The following is a 26,049-nucleotide window of genomic DNA, read 5'->3' as shown; positions in this document are numbered from 1 at the left end:
TCAGTGCCTTGAGCTTTTGGTGGTGGTGTGAACCGCGGACGTCGCGTCCGCAGCGGCCTCGCTCAGAACCGCCAGCCCGCGCCCAGCGTCACCGCCCAGGGGCGGTAGTCCCCCCGCACAGCGCCGAGCGTGCTGCCTTCGCCTTCCAGCCGCAGGCTCGACGCGCGCAGCTGGCGCAGGCCGAGATCGAGATACCAGCGGTCGCCGAGGTCGTAGCGCACCCCCGCCAGCAGCTGCAGCGCGGTGTCGTCGCCGCTGAACGAGCGCTCGCCCGCCGCGGTTTCGAAGTCGATGTCGACTTCGGTCAGAGCCACCACGCCTGCGCCCACGTAGCTGCGCGCGCGCGGCGAGCCAAACAGGTCGAACTCGTAGAGCGCGTTCAGCGCGAAACCGGTCGAGGCATAGTTGCCCTCGCCCTGCAGGGCCGAATTGCGAAACACCGCGCCGTCGCGGTCGACGCTCTGATAGGTGAACTCCGTCTCCAGTCGCCAGCCGCTCGCGAACCGATAGCCCACCGCGCCGCCGGCCAACAGGCCGCTGGAGAACCCCGCCTTGCCGGTTTCGGGCGCACTGCCTTCGAGCCGCAGGGTCTGGTCCGACTGTCCGGTGAGGCCGGTCAGCACGCCGGCGTACCAGCCGCTTTCCGCCTGGGCGGGCATCGATGTCGCAACGAACAGGCAGGCGGAGAACAGGGCCAGCCGTCCTGCCAGGGGGCTTGTCTTCATGAGGAGGTTGTCCAGGGTCGATCCGGCGAGGCTGCCGGGGCGGCCACAGCATCGGGCGGCGGCGACGTGCGCGGCCGGCAGCGCCCACCAGTGGTAGCTTTCGTGCACCAGCGGCAACGCGCCGCACGCCCGCGTGATGTCCGTGACGTCGACTTTCACCGACCCGCCCCGCTTCTGGCTGCAGATCGCCGCGCTCACCGCGCTGCTGGCCCTGCTGTTCGCCGCCCTGCAGCCGCCGCCGACCGCGCATCTGGGCTTCTTCACCGCGCTGCTGGCCTGGGCGGCGCACATCGGCCTCGGCATACTTTGCGCCCTGTTCGCCACCCGCCTGCTGTTGGGCCTGCGCCCCACGCTGGCACGGCGGCCCTGGACCACCCTGCTGCTGAGCGGCCTGGCCGGCGCCACCGCGTTCACGCCGATCGCCCTCGGCCTGGAAGCCCTGCTGCCGGCGCCCCCGCCTGAACCCGTCGATGACTGGCTCGATGCCTGGGAGCTCGCCGGCGGCACGCGCGCGCTGGCGGCGGAATGGCTGTCCCTGCTGCCCAGCTATCTGCCGGCCTGGCTGCTGATCAATGCGATGCCGATGCTGCAGGTGGCACAGCCGCAGCTGAGCCCTGCCGCGATGCACGCGTACGCCGGGAACGTCGCTCAGCGCGGACAGGCAGGTAGCGATGCCCCGAGCGATCGCAGCGGACCTGCGGAGTCGCGCGCTCGCGCCTCGCACCGCGACGCGGAGCCCCACCCGGAAGCCGGCCCCGACCGCCCGTTCGACGCTGCCACCGATGTCGAACCCGAGCCCGGGAGCTCCGCGGACTCCGCACACTCGACGCTGCAGGTGGATGACGCGGGCAGCGAAGCCGTCGCGCTGGGCGCGACGCCGAGCCCGGCCGGGCGCGCAGATGCGGTCGAAGGTCTGCTCGATCGCCTGCCGCTGGCGATCGGCCGCCAGCTGGTGTCGATCAGCTCGGATCTGCACTACCTGCAGGTGGTCACCCGCCGCGGTCGCGCGACCGTGCTCGGCAGCCTGGCCGAAGCGGAAGCCGAGCTCGGCGCGCGCGGACTGCGCATCCACCGCTCGCACTGGGTGGCGCTGGACGCCGTGCGCCGCCTGCGCCGCAATGCCCAGGGCTGGCGCTGCGAGCTGCACGACGGCCGCGCGCTGCCGGTCAGCCGCCGCCGCGCCGCCGAGATCAAGCAGCGGCTGGGGAAGGACTTCGTCATCGAGTAGCCGAGCCAAGGTGGACGCGCAAGCGCGCTCGCCGCTGGCGCTGCCGCGAGCGCGAAGGCAACTGAGGCGCCGTATCCATGCGAACCCGCTGCACCTCAAGCAAGTGTGGAGTACGGAGCGCTGCTTGCTTGGCCACCTTGGCTCGACGTGCTGCGAACGGCGAGGACACGTCCCGGCATCCGGCAGACTGCGACAGCCCTGAAATGGCCGGGCCACATGATCCCGACCTTGGGTGCCTGCACCGGTTCGCGCTTCCCGGCTCGCGCTTCTTGAGAACGATTCGTGGATGTGATTCGTGGATGTCGAAGTCCATCGGCACGTCCAGACCACGAGTCCAGATCACGAGTCCAGATCGCGAGTTCACCACTGCTGCTCGAACGCGCCCGCATCGCAGGCGCCCACGTTGCGCGGCAGGCCTCGCACGTCCGTAATCGAGCACAGTGATGGCTGACCGAAGTTCACCTGCGGGCGGGTGATGCCGTCGTTGGTCCAGCCGAGAACGCTCTTGTCGCCACCGAAGGTGCCGACGCTGAGGGCGAAGCTGGCCGAGCTGCCGTAGGCATCCAGGCCCGCCTGGAAGTAGCAGCCGCCCGCGTAGCTGCTGAACTGATTGCCGCCGTTGCTCATGATGATTCCATGCTGCCCGTAGCAGTTGTCGGTGCCGCCGATCACGCTGTTGGCGATCGTGAAGCCCGACCCGGGACACGCGGTGTGATGGGTCAGGTGCAGGCTGGCGGGGCCCATGGTGGGTTGGCCGTGCCCATCGGTGCTGACGTGGATAAAGTTCGTGTAGCCCGTACTCGAGATCACTTCGCCATTGCCGATCGAGGTATTGGCATGGAACGAGCTGTCGTAGGCGCTGACAATCTGGCACTGGCTGGATATCGCTCCGCCGCGCTGGGTCGCATGGTTCTGGTTGAAGCTCGCGCGCTGGATGGCCAGCAGGCTCTGACGGGAGCCCGACGTGGCGTAGTCCGCCGCAATCGCGCCGCCGGAGCCGTTCTGCGCACTGTTGCGCGCGAACTCGATGTCGTTCATCACCGCCCTTACGGCACGCAGCATGACGGCCCCGCCGCTGGCGGCCGCGTTGTCGTACAGGCGCGCCTGTTCGAGCGTCATGCCGGCGGTGGTGCCGGCCACGGGACTGGCGAAGGACTGGAGCCGCATGCTGATGGCACCGCCCTCGCCAACCGCGACATTGCGTTCGAACACGATCGGTGCGGCGCCGGAGACGGAGAAGATGTTCGCGTAGCCGGGACCGACCAGGGAGAAGCCGCCGCCATTGCCTCCCGCACTGTTGTCCGCGACCTGGGTGCCGTCGCCTTCGCTGCGCCAGACCATTTGCAAGGCGTAGGAAATCACCGTCGTTTCGGCGGGCACGGCGTCCACGGCCCCGCCATGCTGCAACGCGGTGTTGTCGAGCAGTCGCGCGCCGTCTCCGATGACAGTTCCCGTCTGCCGCAGGAAGAGGGCGCCGCCATACTGCGCCAGGTTGTCGCGCAGCGTGGTGTCTACCAACGACAGCACGTACGCGCCGGCGCCTTCGCTCGTGTACGCGCCCCCGAAGTGGATGGCACCGCCGGTCGTGCCCTCGCAGCTCTCGACCACCACGTCGCGGAGGTTGAGGTCGCCGGCCCAACGGTCGATGCAGCCCCCGGCGGCACCGCGTCCGCCGGAGATGGTCATGGCCTGCAGGTCGATCTGGTAGTCACCGCTCGCCGTCCACACCGGGTGCTTGTGCGGTGTGAACATGTGCGGAGGTGTCACCCCGCTGCGCCAGCGAACGCGTGTGCGGGCCGAGCCCGCGCCTGCGACATCCAGAGTGTCGGTCACCAGCAGAGGACCCGAGCGTCCATCGGGCGTGGTGGCACTGGTCGCGCGCGTGAGTTCGTACACCGCGCGCCCTAGAAGGATGCGGTCGGGTCCTGGACGCTTGTTCGCAGCCAGCACCGCCTCGCGCAGCGAGCAATCTCCGCCGACCCTGCATTGGCTCAACGTCACGCCGTCCGGTGCCGGGTCATCGGTCCGAGTCACCGTGAAATCGGCCGCCCAGAGTGGGGTGGTGAACGCACTGAGGGTAACGACGAGTGACAGCGTTCGCATGGCAGGCTCCTTCGAGGATGAGTACCTCGAGAAACGCGGAATCCACGCCGCGGGGATCACGGTCGTCGACAGCGGGCGCATCGAGGGTTATCCGCCGGCGCCGGATGCGACCGCCCTATCAACGCGGTCCCCGATGCAGGCACCTACACCGAGGCCAAGGCCGACGAACCGCCTGCTGATCCTTGTACAGTGCACGGGAAGACGCGCACCAACGGCGGAAGCCGCGCGACGATCGGCCGGCCACAGCGTCTGTTCCTGGCGCGGACGAGTGCGGAGAGCGAAAACCCGAAGACGAAACGATCCGGCCGCGCCGCAGTGCTGCCTTGGGCCCGCTGATGGGGGGCGATGCGAAATGGCGGCGTTTGCTGGTGTTCACCGCAAGCCACCGAGCGTCAAGCGAACGCGTTGCGGGTAAGGTCGCGGAAGCGCGGATAGCATCGCGCGCATGCGGCGGTCCTCGCCGTGGGTCGCCTGCAGTGCCCAGCGCCCGGCCCGACTGCGCACGATCTTGCGCTACGTGCAGGTGGCTGCGCTTTCGTACACTTCCCGCATGCGCGCATCCGCCGACTTCAGCTATCGCTCCGATCCGCAGGTGCCGGGCTTCGACGATCGCTTTCCCATCGCCTTGATGGACGCCGAGTGCGCGCTGTGCTGTTTCGGCGCGCGCATGATTGATCGGCTCGATCGCAGCGGCGAGATCCGCATCTGCCCGGTGCAGACCGTCTTGGGCCGCGCGCTGTTGAGCCACTACGGCCTGCGTGTCGACAGCCCTGAGACCTGGCTGCTGCTGGAGCGCGGGCAGGTGCTGGGGGATTTCGAGGCGCTGATCCGGGTCGGCGAGCGCAGCGGCGGCTGGGGGCGCGCCTTCTGCCTGCTGCGGATCGTGCCGCGGCCGCTGCGCAAGCGTCTTTATGGATGGATCGCGCGCAATCGCTACCGCTGGTTCGGGCGTGGCGATCTGTGTGCCTTGCCTGCGGCCAGCCTGCACGCGCGCCTGATCCGCGATCCGCCATGAAGGTGCTGGTGCTCGGCGGCTACGGCGTGTTCGGCGAGCGCGTGGCACGCCTGTTGGCGCGCGACGGCCACGCGCTCATCGTCGCCGGGCGCGATATCGCTCGCGCGCAGGCACTCGCGCACGAGCTGGGTGCGCAGGCGCTGCGCTTCGATCGGGATGCCGACACCGGGCTGCTGGCAACTCTGGGTATCGACCTGCTGGTCGATGCGGCGGGCCCGTTCCGGACCGAGGGCCAGCGCCCGTATGCGCTGGTCGACGCCTGTCTGGCGGCGCACATCCACTACCTTGATCTGGCCGACGACGCGGGTTTCTGCGTCGGCATCGCGGCCTTGGACACTCTGGCTCGCACCCACGGCTGCGTGGCCCTGTCTGGCGTGTCCAGCGTGCCGGCGATCTCGGCCGCTGCGGTGCGTACGCTGGCTTGCGGGCTGGAACAGATCGAGTCGATCGACACCGCGATTCTTCCGGGCAATCGGGCGCCGCGTGGGCTGTCGGTGATGAGCAGCATTCTTGAGCAGTGTGGGCGCATGCGGCGCATCTGGCTGGATCGCGGCTGGCGCGACATGCGCGGCTGGAGTGCGCCGAAGCTGTATCGACTGGGTCCATTCGGGCAGCGCCGGGCGTACCGCATCGGCGTGCCGGATCTGGATCTGTTCCCTCCGCACTTCGGCGCCGGCAGCGTCAGCTTTCGGGCCGGCCTTGAGCTCGGCGTCATGAGCCGCAGCCTGGCCGAGTTCTCGCGCCTGCGCAGGCGCTGGCCGCTGCCGATCCGGCCCGGGCTGGTGCGCCTGCTGCGCGTCTTCGCCGATCTGCTCAAGCCCTTTGGCAGCGATCGCGGCGGGATGGTGGTGGAGCTGATCGGGCGTGCGCCGGATCAGCCCGAATTCGAGCGCAGTCTGCGCCGCTGGACGCTGCTGGCCGAGCAAGGCGATGGCCCCTGGGTTCCGGCGATGCCAGTGCGCGCGCTGCTTCGAAAACCGCTGCCGCTGGCCGGGGCGCGGCCCTGCCTCGAAGCGCTTGAGCTGGGTGAGCTTGAGGCTGCGATGAGCGACTGCAGCATCCGCTTCGAACGCCACAGCAGCACGCTGCGCGCGCTGTTCGCCAGCGTGCGCGGACTGGACCTGTCGAGCCTGCCCGCGCCGATCCGCGCCAGCCACACGGTGTTCCACACCCGCGTGCTGCAGGGCAGGGCGCGGGTCGAGCGTGGCGATGGCCGGCTCGCGCGCCTGCTGTGCGCCGTGTTCGGTTTTCCTGCGGCCACCGATGACATCGAGGTCGAGGTCAGCAAGACCCGCGAAGACGAGGGCGAGCGCTGGCAGCGCCGTTTCGGCACGCGCTGCTTTCACTCGCGCCTGCGCGTAGTGGAGGGCTGCCTGCGCGAGCGCTTCGGCCCGTTCGAGTTCGAGTTGGGCCTGAACCTGTCCGGCGAGGCGCTGCACTTCCCGGTGCGTCGCGGCTGGCTGCTCGGTCTGCCGCTGCCGAGTGGGCTGCTACCGCGAAGCGAGGCGCGCGAGTACGTCGAAGCAGGCCGCTTCCACTTCGACGTTGCGCTCGATGCGCCACTCGGCATCGGGCGCTTGGTGCGCTATCGCGGCTGGCTTGCCTGAGCCCGAATTGCGGGCGGCCACACGCAATGGCAGCAAGCTGCCCAGCTCCAGGAAGGCCAGAAACCCCAGCAGATCTGCCACCGTGGATGGGAAGATGCTGCTGGCCCGGGCCGGGTCGAAGCCCAGTTGCCGCAGGGTCAGCGGTACGCCAGCGCCAGCCAGACTCGCCGCCATCCGATTGGACGCGAGGGCCGCTCCGGTTCCCCCGTTCTGCCCTGCCAGCGCGATCCGCCCGCGGGGAACCCTGGCCACGGACTGCAGTCAGGCGATCGCCTTGGTCCTGGAGCGCTCACCGTGACCCAACAGAACTCTCTCCCTGCATTGATGTCCGCGCGCTCCACCTGCTGGGCGATGTGGTCGGCCACCGCCATCGCACTCGCCTTCGCCGCGATGCCGGGAGCGGCGAACGCGATGGACTGCGACACCCTGTACGCGTCGCAGCTGCCGAAGGCGCTCACGCTCGACTACCCGCAGTTCGATCAGACCCCGGGCCAGGGGTTTCGCGTGCTCGCAGAGGCACGCTGCCCGCGTCAGGCGGCCGATCTGATCGAGGTCTGGATCGCCCACACCGGCGACACCCGCAGCAGTCCGCGCTGGCATGTCGCCCAGCTGCGCGGCGAGGCCGGTCAGATCGAGGCGGCCCGCGTCGCCGCGCAGGCCAGTCTGCGTAACGATGAAGCGGCGGATGCGCCGTTCCGCTGGAACGCACACGTGCGCGCTTACATCGCCTTCCTCGACGGCGACCGCAGCGCCTTCGACGCCGCCCTGGCCGAGCTCGATGCAGCCACTGCGATGCACGCGGGAAACGGCATCAATGCCGACTTCTGGCGTCGCCTGCAGCCGCATTTCGCACTGGGCTATGCGGGGGCGTTGACCGCCGAATGAGAGCTGCGGGAACCCTTCGCCCTCTGCCGCCGCCTCTGAAGGCCCTTGGTGGTGGCGCAGTGCGTGAACGGTGTGGACGCTGACTCGGCGTCTACGCCCGGCGGCCCGGCGCAGGCGACCGCGGAGAGACCCGTGGCGCTCGCCTGCTCAGCCTCGCCGTCTGCACTCACCGCAGTCACACTGTGCGCCGGCCGTCTTCCTTGGCGAGCCATCCGGGTGGGGACGCTGATGATTCGAAAATGGAGACCGGCGCACCTGCGGCGCGTGCTGGCGCTGTTTGCGCTGGCGTCCCTGCTGGTCGGCTGCATTCGCGGCGGCAATGAGCCACCGCCCTCCAGCTTCGCGCGTGCCGATCCCGGGTTCCGCGATCCCCAGTTTCCCGAATGCCCGAATCTGGAAGGCAGCTACACCCTCACGCCAGACCCCGACAGCGAATTCGATCCGGCCGCGCACTTCGCCGGCGTGCCTGGCGACCGCACGGGTGCCGCACTGCTGATCGAGCGTGGGCCGATGGGCTGCCGTTTCGATTCCGGCCACCTTCAGCCGGGTGAATCCACCACGATCTGCGGGCTGCAGTTTCGACTGCGGCGCGCGAGCGCGGACGTCGACCGTGATGCGGATGCCCTGCGCCAAAGCGATCCGGAGGCCTACGCGCGCTGGTGGCGGGTGGCGCGCGAAGGCGTTTCCCTGCAGGGCGCGCTGCACCTCAACCTGCACGCCTACGAACAGCGCCTCGCCCAGCATGGGCCGGTGCAGGATCGCGGCGGTGCGCTCAGCCACCACGACTGCGAAGACGGCTGGCTGGAGCTGGAGAGCGGCTTTCGCGACGGCTACCCGCAGGTCGTGGAGATCGCCCGCGACGAGGTGGGCGGACTGATCGCTCGTCAGACCGTCGAGCTTTCGCGCAGCGAGATCACGGTCTGGTGCGGGGATGGCTGCAAGGGCATTCCCTACGCGCTGGAGACCGAAGCGCGCTGGGCCAGGCTGGCGCCGGGCGAGCGACCGCCGATGTGGTCGCTGGACCCGCAGCGCCTGCCGCCGCTGGTGCGGGCAACCGACCCTGCGATGGCCGCGTCGTCGCAGCCCGCGCTGCAGCTGGCGGTCATCGAGCCGGTGGGCGTTCTGCCGCCGCCCGATTCGGTCGAGCCGCTCGCGTCATTCCTGCGCGTATTCGAACTCGAAGACCGGATTCGCGCCCAGCTCGACGATCAGCGCATCGACATCTGGCGTCCGGAAGGCAAGCGTGTGCTGGTCACCGGCACCACCCGCAACTCGGCGGCAACGCACAGCTTCCTGCGCTTGCTCGAAGCCGACACCGAGGTGGCCCGCGCCGAACTGGTCTCGATCTCGGTCGAGGGCTCGCGCATGCGCTTTTCAATCTTTCTGGACCTGCGTCCGCGCTGAGCGGTGGCGCCCACGGGCAGCGCTGCGCTCGCCGACAGTGCACTGCGAACGGGAGCCGCCGCAGCCAGCGTCCACAGCGAGCCGCAGGCACCGATAGTCAAGCGGCTTGGCTCGCCCGTCGCGTTGATCAGGTCCGCGGGCGTAAGGCGCGGGCACGCATGGCAGTCTCGCGGCTCGTTCTTTCGACTGCGGTGCGCACATGAAGAAGGGCAGGCGAGGTCAGGGCTCCCAGGGCGATACGGCCGGCGTAGATGCGCAGCGGCGTGAACTGTTGCGAATGGCGATCGCGGGCTCGGTGGTGGGCGGGCTCGGCCTGCAGGCGGGCGTGGGCCAGGCGCAGTTTCCGCCCGCGGCCACAGGTGGCGACACCGTGTTCGCCGATGGCTTTGAACTGCGCGGTCCGGCGCCCGGCACGCCGCTGACGACCCTGCGTCTGCTCAGCGCGAGCGCGCAGACCGCGCCGTGGACAGCCATGCAGGCGTTCCGCAAGGGCGATGTGCCGGCGGGCTTCAGCGTCATCGTCTCGGGTGCGCAGGCGCAGGCGACGATCAAGAACAGCTGGCCTGACGGCAGCGCCAGGCTGGTGATTCTGGCGGGCACGGCGGTCCTGGGTGTCGGCGAAACGGTGCTCACGCTGGCGGCCGGCGCAGCGGCCACGGGCCCGCTGCTCAGTACCGCCGCACTGATGGCCGTGATGACGCAGCCCGTGGTGTTCAGCGCAGGCGCCTTCGGCACGGCCAGCTTCAGCGGCGCGGACTGGTCGGCGCCGTTCCAGACCTGGGTCAGCGGGCCGCGGATGTCGAGCTGGATCTACCGCAAGCCGATCGGCGCCGACGCGCATCTGGTTGCGTGGCTGGAGGTGCGGCTGTATGCGGACGGTGCGGTCGAGGTGCTGCCGTGGATCGAGAACGGCTACCTGCTGGTGCCCGGGCCGACCAACAAGAACGCGGTCTACACCTTCACGATGGGCGGCACCCAGCGCTTCAGCGGCGCGATCGATCTGAAGCACCACCAGCGCACGCCGCTGATCAACGGCACGGCGCTTTCGTATTGGCTGGGCGCGGATCCGGGCGTGATTCCGCTGGCGGACCCGACCTACCTGCAGCGCACGGAGCTGGTGCCGACCTATCGCGCCCGCGTGGCGGAAACGGCGGCCGTGATGCAGGCGCAGACCGCCAGCTTCGCGCCCCTGCAGCAGGGCCGCTTCGTCTATGGCAACGACGACATGCAAAGCGGCGGCTATCAGGAGCCCATCGGCCTGCTGCCCGAGCATGACGTGCTCTATCTCACCGCCGAGTCGGCGGCACGCCCGCGGGCCTACGGCAGCGTGGTGCGCAACGGCTACAGCGCGGGCCGCTACGGCATTCACTACCGCGACGAGGCCACCCACCGGATGCTGCGCTTCAGCCAGCAGGCCCGCCGCAACATCGGCGACAGCCAGGGCTTCAGGGACAACGGCAGTGGCGGCGGCATCCCGCTGGCCACCGGCGGCAACCCGCCGATCTGGGACACCGCCCACAGCCCTTCGGTGGGCTACCTGGCCTATCTGCTGACGGGCCGTTTCTACTTCATGGAAGAGGCCCAGTTCGCGGCCTGCACCAACTTCCTGGGGCACTCCAGCGACAGCTGGGGACGCAACGGCACGCAGGGCCTGGTGCAGACCGCCGTTGGCGCCTGGCAGACCCGTGCGATGGCGTGGCAGTGGCGCACCCTGGCCCAGGCCCTGGCGGTCACGCCCGACGACGACGCGACCCAGCGCAGCGAGTTTCTCGCGAGCGTCGAGAACAGCATCAATGCGCTACACGCCACCTATGTGGCGCAAGCCAACAACCCCTATGGCTTCATCCTGCCGGGCGAGACCGGGGACAACGGCACGCTCAACGACATCAAGGTCTGGCAGCAGGACTTCGTCACCGCCGCGTTCGGCTACTCAATGACGCTGGGCCTGCCGCTCTCCGCTGCAGTCCGCACCCGGCTGACGGAGTTCTTCGAGTGGAAGGCGCGGAGCATCGTGTTCCGGTTCGGCACCGCAGCGCAGTTCTGGTACGTCAACGCCAACCGCTACTCGGTGAAACTTGGCGGTGCGCCCTACAGCGCCAGCGCCTTCCTCAGCGGAACAGGCCCGTGGCCTGCGAGTGCGGCCGCCCTCTATGCCAACACCCTGGCTGCAGTGGATGGGGGCAACGAGCCCAGCACCACCGAAGGCGTGCTGGCGATCGAGTACGCCACCGCGGCGTCCACCGCACGCGGCAACTGGGGCACGCTGCAGATGGCGATCGCCTACGCCGTGCGGCACGCGGTGCCGGGCGCGCTCGAGGGCTACAAGCGCATGCTGCGCGCCAGCAACTGGAACAGCATGCTGGTCACCCAATGGAGCGCAGCGACGCCGGTGATGAGCGTGGCGCCGGCCAGCGGCACCGAGCCCGCCTGGCTGGCCGCCGCCGCGCCTGCCGTGCTAGAGGCCGTGCCGGTGCCTGGCACGGTGTGGCGCTTTGGTGCGGGCATCATCGACGCGTGGGGTCTGCTCGTGCAGGTCGATGGCACGGGGCTGCTGTACTCGTCGGCGAACGGCGGGCACAGCGACTCGGCCGACAACGGCGTCTACAGCGTCGATGTGGAAGACCACGCGCCCGCCTGGAGCCAGCGCATCGCCGCCACGCCGCCCGGAAGTCTCATCGCCAACGCCGCCTACATGGCCGACGGCAAGCCGGTGAGCCGACACGGTTACCAGCATGGTTTCTACATCGCTCAGCGCCAGCGCGTGATGCTGTTCGGCGCGCGCGGGCGCTGGTCGGACGGCAACGACCGCTATGCCGTCGATGGCCACAGCACCGGGCCCGCGCACGCGTGGGATGGCGTAGTGCCCGGCGCACCCGGCGCCAGCGGCAGCGGCTATCCCGACGTGCGCCCGGGCTTCTTCGGCATCGCCCACGACCCGCTGACCGGCAACGTGTGGACTGCCGGTGGCGACCTCTGGGTGCAGGCGACCAACACCTTCATCGACCCGCCCGGCTACAGCGGCACGCTGCGTTGGGGTTGGCAGTTCGACAGTCTCCGCGGGCGCTTCGCCGGCTTCCAGGTCAACGACGGGCAGGGCTTCGGCAGCGATCCTTTCCGTGGCCAGATCATGGATCGCAGCACCGGCGTCGCCACCCCCATCACGTGGGCGACAGACAGCGAGACCACGGCTGCGATCGCCGAGATCAACGCCGCCAACCCAGGCGTGGGAAACCCCGCGGCGATCTCCAACTACTGCTGCAGCTGCTACGACTCCGGAAACGACTGCTTCTGGCTGTACTTCGGCCACACCAGCAGCGGCTCTGCGCTGACCCGGCGCTTCTACCGGATCACCCCACGGACGGGCGCGACCGGCTGGGCCATGCAGCGTGTGACAACCACGGGCGTCCTGCCGGGCACCCCGGGCTCGGGCTCGGGCATCAACGGTCGCCTGCGCTATGTGGCATCGCTGGGCGGGCTCGTGCTGATGCCCACCGAAGCGAGCGGCCTGTACTTCGTCAGAACGCTCTGACAGCGGCAAGCGTTGCGGCGATTGCTGGAGCGATGGCCGAACAGAGCGCACCGGACTGCCGTCTGCTGCGCGCCAAGGACGGCGCGCTCGCGGATAGAACATCCACGTGCTTGATCCGCGTTGTCGTGGGTGAACCCGACTCACTTCGGCGGGCCGCGGATGCGCGTCGCCACCCGGCCGAGCGAAGCCGCAGATCAGTCCATTGCGCGGCGCGCGTGCAGACAGGTGCGCAGCCTGTTGCCGGCGGGCTTACTCGAAGCTGTTGGCGAACACGTGATCGAGATCGGCCGTGGGCAGAAACCACAGCTCGGCCGCCGCACGCGCCAGCAGCACGAAGCCGCGAAGTGCGGGCACGTACAGGAACCTGCGCTGGATGCCCGAACCGCTGGGTGGGCCCGCCGCAGGCGTGCCCGAGGTGGGCAGCAGATCCATCCGCCAGGCGGCGCCCGTGCCTGGGGCTGCCGTGTACACCCGACCGGCCTCGCCGTGGTGGTAGAAGCAGAAGCGGTCCAGCGTCGGATCGAAATCCATGCCCGCATAGGTCGGCGCGGCCGCGATGAACGCGGCGAGCGCGGCGTTGTTCTCGAAGCTGACGGCACCGCCGTTGCCGGTGCCGGCATCAATGACGCGCGCGACCACGCCGAGCTGCGGGTCGTAGCCCTGACCATCGCCGAACTGCAGGGAGAACAGCTGATTGCGGCGCGGGTCGAGCGCCGCGGGGAAGCGCCCCAGCGTGCCGTTGCCCGGTCGAGACCAGGTGTTCGCAAGGACGTCGAAGCGTCGACCGCTGGTGGTCCAGACGTTGCCGGCGGCATCCAGCACCACACCAAAACCGTCGAAGGGCGAGATGTCTGCGAAGGTGAAGCGCGGCAGCCAGCTGTCGCTTCCCAGGTGAAACAGATCCATGCCCGGGCCGCTGGGCGTGCCGCCGCCATAGCCGAAGCGGCAGCCGGACAGCAGCACGGCATCCCGGCTCTGCACGTAGTGGATGTGCGAATAGGTGTGCCGCGACGTGGGCAGGCCGTCGGCGTAGTACAGAACATTGGGCTGGACCTGCGTGCTGCCGGCGCGGCGCGTGCGCCAGCGCGGTGCATCGTCGAACAGGCTCAAGCTGTAGACGCCGTTGTCGGCGCTGTCGCTATGGCCGCCCGCCGCCGCGATGATCAGCTCGCCGGTCGAAGGCTTGAGCGCCATGCCGCAGTAGGCATCGATGGCGGAGCCGCCGGCGCCCGCGGTGCCGGCAATGGGGAACCACTGCAGCAGCGGCCGCTGCAGGCGCCAGGCCGGTGCCGCACCCAGCAGCGACGCCGTCGCGGACGCACTCCACAGCGAGGAAGCGCCGGCCAGAGCACTCCCGCCGATCGCTGCGCCCAGCATGCGACGGCGGACGGGATTACACGGGGTGGACATGTGCGGGCCTCGGGCGAGTGAGTGCTGCGAGCCTACGCATCAGGCGACAATCGAGAGCCCCTGCACCGACAGTCGGGCTGTCGGGCCGACCGCGGGTGTGATCCCAGATCGGCCCCGCGCTGCGTTTGGCAGAACCGGGGCCTGACAGCTCCGCGGAGGACCGTCGCGCCCGCGCGCGCGATGGTGCCAGCGGACGTTGGCGGTGAGACCGTGCGCCGCGTGTGCCGAAGACGCGCCCTCCATGGCGCGCGGCAACGCTGAATTCTTCAGCGTTGCCTTGGCTGCGCTCAGTCCCAGCCGTTGATGTATTCGGCCGTCGCGCTCAAGGTGCGCTGCTCGCCCGTGGCGACGTTGCGGACAGTCACCTGCGCGGTTTTGACGTGGTCCCAGCGCGCATTGATGCTGGTGAAGCAGCTGAGCGAGCTGTCGCAAGCGAAGTTCCAGCTGTAGGTGTAGTTGCCCGGGGGCAGCCCGACCACTTCGAACACGGCAACCGATTCCAGGTCCGCGCCGCCGGGGGTCCACACCGAGACGCAGAAGTCGGTGGCCAGCTGGTCGAAGGCGTAGGTGTCGACATAGCAGGCGAGCTGGGCCTGGTCGAGACTGCCCGCCTTGGCGGGCGCAGGCATCAGACACGCGGCGGCTGCGCTCGCCAGAAGAACGGCCAGCAGTGAGGGCTTCAGAGTCATGGGATGCTCCTGATGGAAGTGAAGGAGCGGCTGGCGCCCTTGCGTGCGTCAACCGCGCGGCGATGCTAGGAGTGAACAGTCGGCCGGTTCAACGGACTGCAGGGGCCGTGCCCGGCGCGCAGCCCAGCGGGCAAGCCCGCGGCGGCATCCGCGATACAGGGCGCAGCCCTTGCTGCGCGCGGCGTGCGGCGTGTTTCTCGCGTTGCCCTGGGCGGGCTCGCCACCCTGCCAGTTCTGACAGGGTGGGCCGCGTCGTCCGGCGCATCGCCGGCCATGCCTTGCGTGTGCGGATGCGCTGCATCGCAGCTGACGGAGCGGGCGACTTCCCGCCGCCGGCGGGTCTTGCCGCCGCAGGCGCCTGTTCAGCGCTGCTGGCGCCGCAGGAACAGCCACAGCCCGCTCGCGCTGATCCAGCACAGCGCCATGGCAATCAGCAGCAGGACTGCGCGATGGCCCGTCCAGCCGGTCTTACCCGCGTGCAGGGGATACAGGCTGTTGAGCACGCTCGGCCCCAGGCCGGTGCGGGTGGCGTCGATCGCCTGCAGCACGCTGCCCGTGGCGGGATCGATCGCGAGGTAGGAACGACCGTTGGGATGCAGCTCGGCGGCGCGCTTGAGCCGCAGCACCAGCGGTGCGTCCACGCTGCGCGGCAGGGTGAGCATGCGCAGCTGCGCATCGGGGAAGTGTTCGCCGGCGCGAGCGAGCACGCGCTGCCAGTCGGCTTTGGCGAGCGGAATCGCCGCAGGCACGGTCTGCGGCGTCGGGCTGAGCGGTCCGTGCGCGCCCAACAGACCGTTGAAGAGCGCTGCGGCCTGGGTATGGAAGACCAGCGAGGCGCCTGAGACGGCCATGAAGCCCAAGCCCAGACTGAGCCACACGCCCTGTGCGCTGTGCGAGCGCAGCAGCTCGCGGCTGTGCGCGCTGCGCGGCCGCCAGTGGCGCAGCGGCAGGCCGCGGCGCAGGCGCCACCACAGCAGCAGGCCGCTCAGCAGCATCGCCATCAGCAGCAGGGCGATCGCGCCGACCATGAGGTGACCGGTTTCGCCGGCGAGCAGATGCGCGTGCAGCTCGAACAGCGCGCCGGGCACGGTCTCCAGGGGCCCCCACTCGGCGATCAGGCGGCCATCGAGTGGATGGTGCAGACGCTGGCCGCCGCCGGGCAGGTAGTGGACGTAGGCCGGCAGCGCGTTCTTCGGGAAGGCCACGGTGCCGCCGATGGCCTGCGCCTGGGCGATGACGTTCGCCAGCGCCTGCGGCGTGGGCGCGGGCGCGGCAGACAACTCCGCCAGCACCGGCAGACGCCAGCGCAGGTAGTCATCGGCGAACAGAAGCAGGGCGCCGCTTCCCGCGATCGCCAGCAGGGCCAGCGCGAGCAGGGCGCCGATCCAGCGGTGCAGCAGCACCAGCGCACGCATCGGATTCAGAACGTCCGCTGCCAGGACAGCGCCAGGCTGCGACCGGCGCCAGCGAAGAAGGTGTTGTTGGCCTGGCTGGTTTCCGCCTGCGAGAAGTAGGTGATGTAGCTGCGGTTGAACAGATTCTCGATGCCGAACTGGAAGCGGCCGACCTCGCTGTCGTAGCCGAACATGAGGTCGGCGATGGCGTAGCCGCTGAAGTTGGCGTTGCCGCGATTGGCGGGGCCTTCGAAGCGGCGACTCTCCAGCAGCGAGCCCTGCAGGCGTGCGCTGAAGCGCTCGGCGAACTCGCCCTGCACGTAGAGGTTCAGGCGATCCGGGCCGAGGTTCAGCCCATCGAGGTCGCTGTCGATCGCGCCGTCGCGATTCGAGTCGTAGCGCCCTTCGGTGCGCGCGTAGTTGCCGCCGAACAGCCAGCCCAAGTCGGTGAGGTAGTCGAGCGACAGCTCGATGCCTTCGATCTCGGTGCGCTGGCGTTCGACCTCGAAGATGCCGGCGCTGTTCAAGCGAAGAAGGGCGCCGTTGTCCGAGCGCGAGTCGAAGGCGGTGAGGCGCGCGCGCAGGCTGCCGCTGTCCCACTCGATGCCGATCTCGCGGTTGTCGCTGACGATGGGCTCGACGGACAGCAGGCTGTCGACGTCCACGCCGGGCGTGCTGACGGCGCGCAGCACGCGGCCCACGTCCGGCATGGTGAAGCCCTCGGCGTAGCCGGCGTAGAGCGCCCAGTCCGGCGCGAAACGCCAGACCGCACCTAGGTTGCCGAGGGTTTCGGCGAAGTCGGGCGAGCCGCCGCGCACGGCGACCGCGTTGGACGAGGCGATGGTCGTGTAGTCGTCGACGCGCACTTCGGCGTCCTCGTAGCGCAGGCCGCCGGAAAGGTTCAGCGTGTCGCCCAGCGCGAGGTTGCCCTGCACGAAGGGCGCGAGGCTTTCGAAGCGCGTGTCCGGCACCCAGGCCCGGCCGCTCCGTGCCAGCACCTGCGACGAGTCGTCCTGGAACCAGTCCATGCCGAGGGTGAGCAGGTGCGCCTCGATGGCGCGGTTCCAGGTGAGCTTCAGCCCGCGCTTGTCGGAGAGCTCGGCGGATTGATCCAGGAAGGCCGGGCCGTTCGGCGTCAGCCGGAAGAAGCCGGCAAAGGTGCCGCCCTCGAACAGCGCCTCGTAGGACTGGTCGAACAGCTGCGCGGTGAGCGCGCCGCCGAGCAGCGAATCCTCTCTGTATGTCAGCGAGGCGGTGGTGACATCGTTGCGCGCCGGATCGCCGACCTCGGCCGACGGGTCGCCGCGCCGGGTGCCGGTCAGCACGCCCTGCGCGCGGTTGCCGTCGACGCTGCGGAAGTCGCCGTTCCGCTCCAGCAGGTAGTCGCTCAGCATCAGCTCCAGGCTGCGCCTATCGCCCAGCCGCCACAGCGACTTGAAGAACAGCCCGCGCGAGCTGGAGTCCATGATGTCGCCCTGGGTCGGGTACAGGCCCACGGGATCGCCCTCGGCATCGATGAACAAGCCGCGCTCCTGCAGCGCCACGCCGAAGGCGATATCGACCGCGTTGAAGCGTCGACCGGTGAGCGCCGACGCCTTGTACGACAGCGCATCGCCGTCGAAGCCGTCGTCGCTGTTGAGGCGCGTGTTCAGCGTGGTTTCCCAGGCGTCCGTGGTGCCCGGCTGGCGGGTCACCATCTGCACCACGCCGCCGGTGGCGCCCACGCCCTGGATCGCGTTGGAGCCGTTGATCACTTCGATGCGCTCGATGAAGTCGAGGTCGATGGTGTAACCGTCGCGCTGGCCGTCGCGCAGCGCGTTGTGCTGCGGCACGCCGTCGATCAGGAACAGCGGATTGCGCCCGCGCAGGCTTTCCCCGCGCCCGGCCAGCTTGCGCGTGCCGGGCGCAAAGCCGGGCACCGTGTACTCCAGCACGCTGGACAGCTCGTCGCGCAGGGTGGCCTGGGTCTCGATCTGCGTGCGGTCGAGCACGGTCACGGTGCCCGGCATCGCGCTCACCGGCGTCGGCGTGCGGGTGGCGGTGACGACGACGGCGTCCAGGGTCTTCTTTTCGGCCTCGGCGGCATCGCCGGCCGCCGGCTGCGCGGCCGCGGAGTGAGCGAGGGAGGTCAGGATCAGCAGGGCGAGCAGGCGAGGGCGGGGCATGGTTCAACGCTTTGCGAAGGCACAGCCCGCAAACACTAAGCGGAATGCGAGTGATTCGCAACCGCGTCACGAGGCCGGACGATGGCGATCCCACTTGCGTGTCCATCCGAACGCGGACGCCCGAAGCAACACCGAGCAGCTCCGCTCAAGCCGGGGCCATCGTCGTAAGCCGGCAGAGCCGCTCAGGGCGCTTGCCCTGCGGCGGGCGGCGCGTTCGACGCGGCGCGCGGGCGAATCGTCGAACGAGTCATCTGCGCGCGGTGGCGGCGCGCCGGCAAAACACGCAGGCTTTCGGCGTCGTCGTCCACGAGCGCACCGGCATGTCCGAGCTTCCGCCTCTCGACTCCGCGCGCAGCGCGCGCATTCTTGCCTGGGCCGGGGACGACCCCGCGCTGCAGCCGCGCTTCCGGGCCCAGCTCGCCGGACGTACCGGCTGGAATGCCGCGCGCTGCGCGCGTGCGATCGACGAGTACCTGCGCTTCTGCGCGGTGGCCGCCCGGCTTGGCGGACGCGCCGTCCCCAGTGCGGCGGTGGATGAGGTCTGGCATCTGCACCTCACCTGGACGCGCGACTACTGGGATGACTTCTGCCCCCGCCGTCTGGGTTTTGCCCTGCATCATCAGCCGGCGCGCGGAATCCCCGGTGAGCGCGCCTGCCTGCGCGAGGCCTATGCAGAGACCCTGCACGCCTATGCCGCCGAATTCGGAACGCCCGCGCTCGAGTGGTGGCCGGCGTGGTCGACGCTGCGCCGCCCAAGCCACCGCCGTCGCTGGGCACGGTTGGCCGCAGCGCTCGGCCTGCTGCCGGCAGCGGCGATCGCCTACCCCGGGCCGCTGGACTGGCGGGGGCCTGACTTTCTCTGGCTGTATCTGCTCCTGCTCGCGGCCTGCCTGCTGCTGAGCACTGGCCTGCGTCTGTGGCATCGCAGGCAGCGCGATGCCACGCGCAGCTTCGCGCCGGGCGAACCCTCGCCGTGGCAGCTCGCCTACCTGCGCGGCGGTCCGAAAGCGGTGGTCGATGCGGCCGCGGCGCAGCTGCACGAAGAGGGCTTTCTCGGCTGGGATGACGCCGGCAGACGATTTCTTCTGCTGCGCCGTGAGGATCCCGAGGACCCGCTGCTGCGCGGCGTGCTGCCGACGCTGTGCGGCAGATCCTCACGCTGGGGTCGCGCAGAACAGGCGGGCGCAGTGCAGCAGCTTCATGACGCGCTGGTTCGGCAAGGCGGCTGGCATGCGCTGCAGGACGCACAGCGGATCGCCGCGCAGAGTGCGCTGCCCCTCTGGCTGCTCGCGGGCTTGGGAGTGGCCAAGACTGCGATCGGTGTGCTGCGCGATCGGCCGGTCGCCTTGCTGGTGTTCTTCGTGGTCGCCACCGTGGTCGCTGCGCTGCTGTTCCAGTTCAGGCGGCCGGGCGTCACCCGCGCCGGACGCCAGCTGCTCAAGGCGCAGAAGGCGCGCCATGCGCTTGCCTTGCGTGCACCGCGCCGCGGCCAGCTGGCGCTGGCCGTTGCGCTGGCGGGCACGGGCGTGTTGGCTGGCACCGAACTGGCTGGCTACCACGCCTTGCGCTATCCGCCCTCCGGCGGTGACAGCGGAGGCTCCAGCAGTTCCGACGGCAGTTCCGACAGCGGCGGGGGTTGCGGGGGCTGCGGTGGCGGTGATTGAGGGCGTCTCCGAGCCCACCGCTCGCGCGGCTTCGCATGGAGGCGCAAGCGCCGCGATCGCCGCGGTCTCGCCATGTCCTTGTGTTCCTCGACGGCGGCGTGGCCGCTGCACTGCCAGCGTCGGTGCAGCCCGTCAGCTCAGCCAAGCGCGGACCCGTTCGAACACGGGCGGATAACTCAGCAGCAGGCCAAGCAGCCAGAACACCGCAAAACAGCGCCCGAGGAAATCCCAGAGGTGCTGGGAATCGGCGAAGCGCTCAAGGTCGCTCCAACGCGAGCCATCGCCCCAGGACCAGCGGTTGCCCGCGTGCATGAACACCAGCGACACCGGCACCGTAGCCCATGGATGCCACCAGCCGAGCAGACAGAACACGAGCAAGCTGAGCAGAAAACCATTGCGCAGCAGCCAGAGCGGGGTGAACACCAGCGCCCCCCAGTTGCTCCGCGTGGTCCACTGCATCGCGTCGGACATCTGGCCGCTATCTTGGGGTCGGCTGAGCATGCTCAAGAATCTCTGTGCGGAGCGAAGCCTCGACGTATAGCCGGCTTGCCACGGTCTGTCGACGCGCTGCGCTTGGCCCCGTCGCCTCTGCCCCGGGGTTCGTCTTCGTCGGGTTGTCGTCCGGCGAGGTGTGCGACTTCGCCCCTGCTCGCCGGGCGCAGCGCCTGCACTGGCATGAGCGGCGCTGACCTCCAGCGTCGGGCGCGAGTTCTGTCGGTGGGACAGACAGCCTCGCACGCCTCTTCGAGAGCCCTGCTCTCGGTCGCCGCCCGAGGAAAAGCGGCGGTCGCTGTCAGCGGCACGCAGGCCTCGATCATCGACCGCCCCGTCTGCAACCGGATGCCGGGTGCGCGTCTCCAACGCATCCGAAGCGCGGCACGCACGCGGCGCACGGAGGAGCGACCAGTGAACGCACGGAAGAACCCAGGACGAAGCCAGCTGAACCTTGCTACGGAGTGCATCGCCCGGAATGCTTCGCCCATTCGGCGGGTTTGCCGAATATCCGCGCGCCTCTGCGCCGCGGTGATAGCGCTCGGCCTGCAGGCCAGCATGGCTGTTGCCCAGCCCGGGCCGCCGCCGGATCCGGCGGCAGTCGCCCTGAGCGCCAACGAGAGCCGCGAGGTGGTGCTCGCATTGGCAGAGGTGCTGCGCGAGCGCTTCGCTTTTCGCGAGCGCGCCAGCGAAGCCGCAGGCAAGATCGAGGCGCTCGAACAGCAGGGTGCGTTTCGCGAGGCCCGCACCGCGGCCGAGCTGCTGGCGCTGATCGAGCAGCAGATCACGCCCATCGTGGCTGACGGCCATTTCCGCGCCCGCTACTTCGGGCCCGAGGCGGTCGCTGGCTTCAGCGAGGCGCCGCCGTCGGCGGAAGAAGTCGCGGCCTTCCATGAGGAGGTGCGCCTGCGCGGCGGCGAAGTGCCCGAAGTGCGCTGGCTGCCGGGCAACGTCGGCTACCTGCGCATCCACATGTTTCTCGATGCGGCCCCCAGCGCCGAGCAGCTGGCCCTGGCGATGGGCATGCTCGCGCATACCGGCGCCCTCATCGTCGACGTGCGCGGCTCACCGGGCGGCGAGCCCGCCGGCGTGGCCAACGTGATCGGCCATTTCGTCAGCGTCCGCACGCCGACCGTGCGCGTGCAGAGCAGTGACGAGGCCGCGCCCGACCGCACCTTCCACGCGGAGCCGCGAACGCCTGCCTACACCGACAAGCCCGTGTACGTGCTCGTCGATGGAGACACCGGTTCCGGCGCCGAAGAGTTCGCCTACGACCTGCAGGCGTTGCAGCGCGCGACCCTGGTCGGTGAGACCACTGCGGGCGCGGCCACCCCCGGTGGCTACCGCCCGCTGGCGCATGGCTTCGTCGCTTTCATCCCCATGCAGATCGTCGCCAACACGATCACCGGCACGAACTGGGAAGGCGTCGGCGTGATCCCGGACGTCAGGGTGCCCGCCGCCGATGCACTGGCACATGCGCACCGGCTGGCGCTGGAGACGATCCTGAAAGACGCAGAGGGCCCGCGCCGCGCGATCGCCGAAGAAGGGCTGGCATCGCTTGAGTCAGCGAAGGCGCGCCCGAACGAAGGCCGCGCACGAGAGCCCCAGTAATCCTGCAGGTGTGCTGTGTCCCCAGCCGAAGCGGAAAGCAGGCACCATAGGGTGGGCCCCGGCCCACCATGAGCTGAACCCCGCCTCAGCCATCGCTACCCCGGCCCCGGTCATCGCTGGCGACGTTCTGCGCGCACCTGTACAGATCTCCACGCGCGATGCACCGGCGCGCGACCCGACGCCTTGGTGGGCCAAGGCCCACCCTATGTCCCGATACACCGGCGTGCGACCCGTCTGGTCCTCGCGCCGCCAGCGCCGCCGGGAGACCGCGATAGTCACGAAACCGAAACGATTCAAGCCTTGCGCCCAGTGCCTCTTTCCAATCCAATCTCGCTGCAGCTGCGCGGATCAACCCGTCGGAAACATGGCAAATGAGCAACAACAGAAGAACGGAAGAAAAGCACACGTCGGCTTGGGCGCGGTTGTTGCTGGCTTTGCAACTCGCGGCGATCCCAGCACTTGCCTCGGCACAGGACGAGCGCGGCAGCTTCTATCTGTCCGACGCGCTGGTGCACTACATCAAGCCCGATACGGCGCTGTCGCGCACGCCCATCATCATGATTCCGGGGCTGAACCTGTCCTCCTACATCTATCTGACAACCCCGGACGGACGTGAGGGCTGGGCGCAGTTCTTTGCTGCCGCCGGTCATGACGTGTACGCCATCAACAGCCCGGACTACGACTTCGCCCGCGGCGGATTCAGCGTTGCTCCCTTCACCGTTCCCGCGGGCGGGCCCGCCGCCGTGGGCAGCTCGACACCTGCCTGGAGCCAGGACATCTGGCGGCGCTGGGGCTTCGGCTCATCCCAGGGAAATCCTTACCCGGATACGCGCTTTCCGACCGCGTCATTCAGTGCGTTTGCGGCCAACTATCCCTATGTGGACAGTGCGGTCTCCCCCATCAGCTTTCCCGAGGCAGTCATCGATTTGATCGACCAGGTCGGCCCGGTGTACCTGATGGCGCACTCGGCCGGTGGGCCAAGCGCGTTCGCCGCAGCCAAGGCCCGGCCGGGACTGGTGCGCGGGCTGCTTATGGTGGAGCCCACCGGCGCACCGGTTGCGAGCGACTTTCCGGCGCTTGCGGGACAGTCGATGTTCGGCGTGTACGGGGATTACCTCGACTCGCGCAACCAGACCACCCGCAAGCTCGCGCTGGAAGAAGCTGCAGCCCTGTTCATCCAGAACGGGGGCATGGCACAAGTGGATTCCCTGCCCGACGACTACGCGATCGACGGCAACACGCACCTGATGATGCAGGACAACAACAGCGTGTTCGTGGCCGGCCTGTTTCTTGCCTGGCTGCAGCAGCTGGAGCAGGAAGGGGCCCTGTTCGTCGATGGCTTCGAAGCGGCGCCTGTGCGGTAACCGACTTGCGCGGAATCGTGAGCGGGCGGCGAGCAGGTGAGGGCGCGTCGTGTATCCGCCGCTCCGGTGCCCACGTTGCGGTCAAGGCCGTTGCATGCAGTCGCAGCGCAGCCTGTGTGTCGATACACGTGTGATGCTCGCGCCCATCGTCCATCGCGACACACATCCTTCGGACAGGCCGTTCTACCCGTCCGGCTGGACGAACGCAAGGCGCGCCACGCAGACTCGGTACGCCGCATCCCCTTCCTTCCAGTGAGCTCAGCCATGCTTCGCTCTGCCGCCGCGTTGCTTCTCGCCCTGGCCGCGTTCGCGGCGCATGCGCAGGAGGGGCCCAGCGATCTCGCGCCACCTGCCGCGAATGAAGCCACCACGGAGCCTGCGCCAGCCGGTCTTGAACCCTGGTCGCATGGCAACGATTGGGAATGGCTGCGCCATGCAGAGCCCGACACGATCTTGTGCCCGTTTCGCGGCCGCATCGACTACGAACACGGCGAGATCGAATGCGGGCTGATCCGCGTGCCCGAGAACCGCGAGGTGGCCGGCAGCCGGACCATCGAGCTGCACTACGTCCGGATCAAGGCCACGGGCAAGGACCACGAAGACAACACCGTCGAGACCCGGCCCGACCCGGTGATCTACCTGACCGGCGGCCCGGGCGTGGCCGTCGAGGTCTATGTCGACCGACTCAAGGAGCACCGTCTGCTTGCGCAGCGCGACCTCTACATCCTCGAGCAGCGCGGCATCGGCAGTTCCGGCGATTTCTGTCCGTTCTTCAGCAGTCGCAACCGCGCCGAGCAGATTCACGCCGACCGTGAGGCCAGCGAACGCGCGAACCTGGAGCAGGCCGCGGTCTGCATCGAGGGCGCCCGTTCGAAGGGCGTGGATGTGACCGGCTACAACACCTTCGAGAACGCCCGCGACGTGAAGGCACTGCGCCTGGCGCTCGGTCTCGACCAATGGAACGTCTGGGGAATCTCCTACGGTTCGGTGCTCGGCCAGGCCTACATGAAGGTCGATCCGGAGGGGATTCGCGCGGCGGTGATCGACGCCATCGTGCCGCTGGATATCGGCGAGCTGATGCGCCTGCCCTACTGGCATGACGCCAACCTGAGCCGACTGTTCGAGGCCTGCGCGGCGCAACCGGACTGCGCCCGCGCCTATGCCGGCCTGGCCGAGCGCCACCTGGCCGCCATCCAGGCCGTGAACGACGCGCCGATTGCGGTCGAGGTCGAGCCCAGCGAGATGTACCCGCAAGGGAAGGCGTACTTCTTCGCCGACGTGATCGCCGGGCTGCCCTTCAGCCTGATGTACGAGCAGAAAACCCATCCGGCCCTGCCGGCCATCATCGACGGGCTGACCCGGGCCGTGGAGTCCGGCGACGACACCCTGTTTCGCGCGCTGGCGGTCGTCACCAGCGAAGATGCCGGAACGGAAGTCGAGGCCTCGAGGGGCATGTCGTCCGCTGTGCGCTGCATGGACGGCTATGTCGACGGCCTTGCCCGGGTCTCGCCCGAAGACTTCCGACGGTTTCCCGAGCTGGCCCACGCCTTCGGTCATCCGGCGGTGATCCAGTCGATGCCCGAGCGCTGCCGTGCGATCGGTCTGGCCCCCCGCGATCCGGCCCAATTCGCGCCGGTTCAGACCGATCTGCCGGTGGTCGTGGCCAACGGTCGCTGGGACCCGATTACCCCGGTGGCCCTGGCGGAGCACATCATGCCCGGCTTCAAGAATGGGCAACTGGTGATCTTTCCGCACGCCGGACACGGGCCGACGCGCTCGATCGAGTGCGGCGGTGACTGGCTCAACACCTGGTTTGACGACCCGAGCGCGCCGGTGACGCGTGAGTGCGTGGACAATGGCGAGCAAGCCGCCGAGTTCATCGCACCCTACTTCCGAAGCTCGGTCGTCATCGACGCGCTGGCACTCAGGGGCGAAGACGAATCCCGGCTCAAGGCGCATGGTGCATGGGTGGGCGTATCGGCCGGAATCACCCTGATTGCCGCGCTGTTCCTGCCCCTGGCTTGGCTTGGCCGGCGCCTCAACGGCCATGCACTCAAAGGTTCCGGCGGCAGCCGGCTGACGGTGTTCCTGGCTGCACTGCTGGCCACGGCCTGGCTGACGGGCCTCGGCCTGGCCGCCTGGCAGACCAGCGAAGTGACCGAGGCCATGCTGCTGTTCGGATTGGTTCCCTGGGCAGCCTGGGTGGCCTGGCTGGGGCCGCTGAGTGTGCTGGTCGCGGTCCTGGCCCTGTTCCGCGTGTGGCGATCGCGGCGCGATATCGGGCTGGCCAGCCGGATCGGCCTGCTGCTGGCTCCCTTGGCCGTGATCAGTCTGGGCGTGGCGGGACAGGTCTGGTCGCTGTGGCCGTTCTGAGCGATGGCTGGCCCAGTGCGCTCGCCGCGACTGAGGCCCGACCGGGACTGGCGCGCGGTCTGCTCTGGGTGGAGCCCACCGGTGCGCCGGTGGCGAGACGCACCTGATCCTGCAGGACAACAACAGCGAGTTCGTGGCCGGTCTGTGTCTCGCCTGGCTGCAGCAGCTGGAGCATGAATCAGCCCTGCTCGTCGATGGCTTCGAAGCGGCGACCTTCCGCTAACGGGCTTGCGCGGAATCGCGAGCATGCGGCTGCTGGTCAACCCGCCTTGATGTCCGCCGCGCTGGCTCGCAGCGTGCCGTCGATACCGTTGCGCCCGGGGGCACAGCGGTGGGCTCGCTCCTGATCGGGCGTAAGCGTGGACAAGCACCCGACCGGAGCTGCGCGCCT

18 protein-coding genes are annotated in these 26,049 nt (G+C 69.3%); 10 read left to right on the top strand and 8 right to left on the bottom strand.

Annotated features, from left to right (window positions below):
• Positions 1-62 precede the first annotated feature (62 nt).
• On the bottom strand, positions 63-923 hold the full coding sequence (locus H4O13_14350; protein ID MBE5316570.1) for a porin family protein: 861 nt from the start codon (positions 921-923) through the stop codon (positions 63-65).
• On the opposite strand from H4O13_14350, the gene H4O13_14345 reads away from it, so the two are divergent.
• The gene (locus tag H4O13_14345; GenBank protein MBE5316569.1) at positions 868-1,953 is read left to right on the top strand and encodes a LytTR family transcriptional regulator; all 1,086 of its coding nucleotides are present in this window, start codon (positions 868-870) and stop codon (positions 1,951-1,953) included. The genes H4O13_14350 and H4O13_14345 overlap by 56 nt on opposite strands.
• Before the next feature lie 360 nt (positions 1,954-2,313).
• On the opposite strand, the gene H4O13_14340 is transcribed toward H4O13_14345, so the two are convergent.
• Positions 2,314-4,056 (bottom strand): hypothetical protein, encoded by a 1,743-nt coding sequence (locus tag H4O13_14340; protein MBE5316568.1) that lies wholly within the window; start codon positions 4,054-4,056, stop codon positions 2,314-2,316.
• A gap of 550 nt (positions 4,057-4,606) precedes the next feature.
• Between H4O13_14340 and H4O13_14335 the strand changes: the two genes are divergently transcribed.
• Positions 4,607-5,071, top strand: coding sequence for a DUF393 domain-containing protein (locus H4O13_14335; protein MBE5316567.1), 465 nt, complete (start codon positions 4,607-4,609; stop codon positions 5,069-5,071).
• A complete protein-coding gene (locus tag H4O13_14330; GenBank protein MBE5316566.1) occupies positions 5,068-6,678 on the top strand; it encodes a DUF4166 domain-containing protein in 1,611 nt (536 codons plus the stop codon). Before H4O13_14335 ends, H4O13_14330 begins: the two co-directional genes overlap by 4 nt.
• Here the strand turns inward: H4O13_14330 and H4O13_14325 are convergent.
• Positions 6,562-6,852: a magnesium transporter gene (locus H4O13_14325; protein MBE5316565.1), complete on the bottom strand. Its 291-nt coding sequence runs from the start codon at positions 6,850-6,852 to the stop codon at positions 6,562-6,564. The two genes, H4O13_14330 and H4O13_14325, sit on opposite strands and share 117 nt — an antisense overlap.
• A 120-nt stretch (positions 6,853-6,972) precedes the next feature.
• Between H4O13_14325 and H4O13_14320 the strand changes: the two genes are divergently transcribed.
• The 3 genes from H4O13_14320 (at position 6,973) to H4O13_14310 (ending at position 12,496) form a co-directional block, all read left to right on the top strand.
• Complete coding sequence (locus H4O13_14320) at positions 6,973-7,563, top strand: hypothetical protein (GenBank protein MBE5316564.1); 591 nt, start codon at positions 6,973-6,975, stop codon at positions 7,561-7,563.
• A gap of 228 nt (positions 7,564-7,791) precedes the next feature.
• Complete coding sequence (locus H4O13_14315) at positions 7,792-8,967, top strand: hypothetical protein (protein ID MBE5316563.1); 1,176 nt, start codon at positions 7,792-7,794, stop codon at positions 8,965-8,967.
• A 199-nt stretch (positions 8,968-9,166) separates the two neighbouring features.
• On the top strand, positions 9,167-12,496 hold the full coding sequence (locus tag H4O13_14310; GenBank protein ID MBE5316562.1) for a hypothetical protein: 3,330 nt from the start codon (positions 9,167-9,169) through the stop codon (positions 12,494-12,496).
• A gap of 249 nt (positions 12,497-12,745) precedes the next feature.
• Here H4O13_14310 and H4O13_14305 read toward each other — a convergent pair whose 3' ends face one another.
• The 4 genes from H4O13_14305 to H4O13_14290 form a co-directional block, all read right to left on the bottom strand.
• Positions 12,746-13,906, bottom strand: a complete 1,161-nt coding sequence (locus H4O13_14305) for a hypothetical protein (GenBank protein ID MBE5316561.1) — start codon at positions 13,904-13,906, stop codon at positions 12,746-12,748.
• Between the two features lie 287 nt (positions 13,907-14,193).
• Entirely contained in the window at positions 14,194-14,595 is a 402-nt protein-coding gene (locus H4O13_14300; GenBank protein MBE5316560.1) for a hypothetical protein, read from the bottom strand.
• 362 nt (positions 14,596-14,957) lie between these two features.
• Entirely contained in the window at positions 14,958-16,010 is a 1,053-nt protein-coding gene (locus H4O13_14295; GenBank protein MBE5316559.1) for a PepSY domain-containing protein, read from the bottom strand.
• A gap of 5 nt (positions 16,011-16,015) precedes the next feature.
• Positions 16,016-18,154, bottom strand: a complete 2,139-nt coding sequence (locus H4O13_14290; protein MBE5316558.1) for a TonB-dependent receptor — start codon at positions 18,152-18,154, stop codon at positions 16,016-16,018.
• A gap of 320 nt (positions 18,155-18,474) precedes the next feature.
• On the opposite strand from H4O13_14290, the gene H4O13_14285 reads away from it, so the two are divergent.
• Complete coding sequence (locus H4O13_14285; protein MBE5316557.1) at positions 18,475-19,818, top strand: TIGR04222 domain-containing membrane protein; 1,344 nt, start codon at positions 18,475-18,477, stop codon at positions 19,816-19,818.
• Between the two features lie 132 nt (positions 19,819-19,950).
• On the opposite strand, the gene H4O13_14280 is transcribed toward H4O13_14285, so the two are convergent.
• Positions 19,951-20,289 carry a hypothetical protein gene (locus H4O13_14280; protein ID MBE5316556.1) on the bottom strand — a complete coding sequence of 113 codons (339 nt, stop codon included), beginning with the start codon at positions 20,287-20,289 and terminating at the stop codon, positions 19,951-19,953.
• A gap of 579 nt (positions 20,290-20,868) precedes the next feature.
• Between H4O13_14280 and H4O13_14275 the strand changes: the two genes are divergently transcribed.
• From H4O13_14275 to H4O13_14265, 3 genes are all read left to right on the top strand, one after another.
• On the top strand, positions 20,869-21,921 hold the full coding sequence (locus H4O13_14275; protein MBE5316555.1) for a S41 family peptidase: 1,053 nt from the start codon (positions 20,869-20,871) through the stop codon (positions 21,919-21,921).
• A 371-nt stretch (positions 21,922-22,292) separates the two neighbouring features.
• A complete protein-coding gene (locus H4O13_14270) occupies positions 22,293-23,285 on the top strand; it encodes a hypothetical protein (protein MBE5316554.1) in 993 nt (330 codons plus the stop codon).
• 264 nt (positions 23,286-23,549) lie between these two features.
• The gene (locus H4O13_14265) at positions 23,550-25,658 is read left to right on the top strand and encodes an alpha/beta fold hydrolase (GenBank protein ID MBE5316553.1); all 2,109 of its coding nucleotides are present in this window, start codon (positions 23,550-23,552) and stop codon (positions 25,656-25,658) included.
• Positions 25,659-26,049 lie beyond the last annotated feature (391 nt).

It is taken from the genome of Lysobacterales bacterium, assembly GCA_014946745.1.
GTDB lineage: Bacteria > Pseudomonadota > Gammaproteobacteria > Xanthomonadales > Xanthomonadaceae > Aquimonas.
The sequence above is the reverse complement of the archived record's forward strand: the minus strand, read 5'-3'. Positions and strand labels throughout refer to the sequence as shown.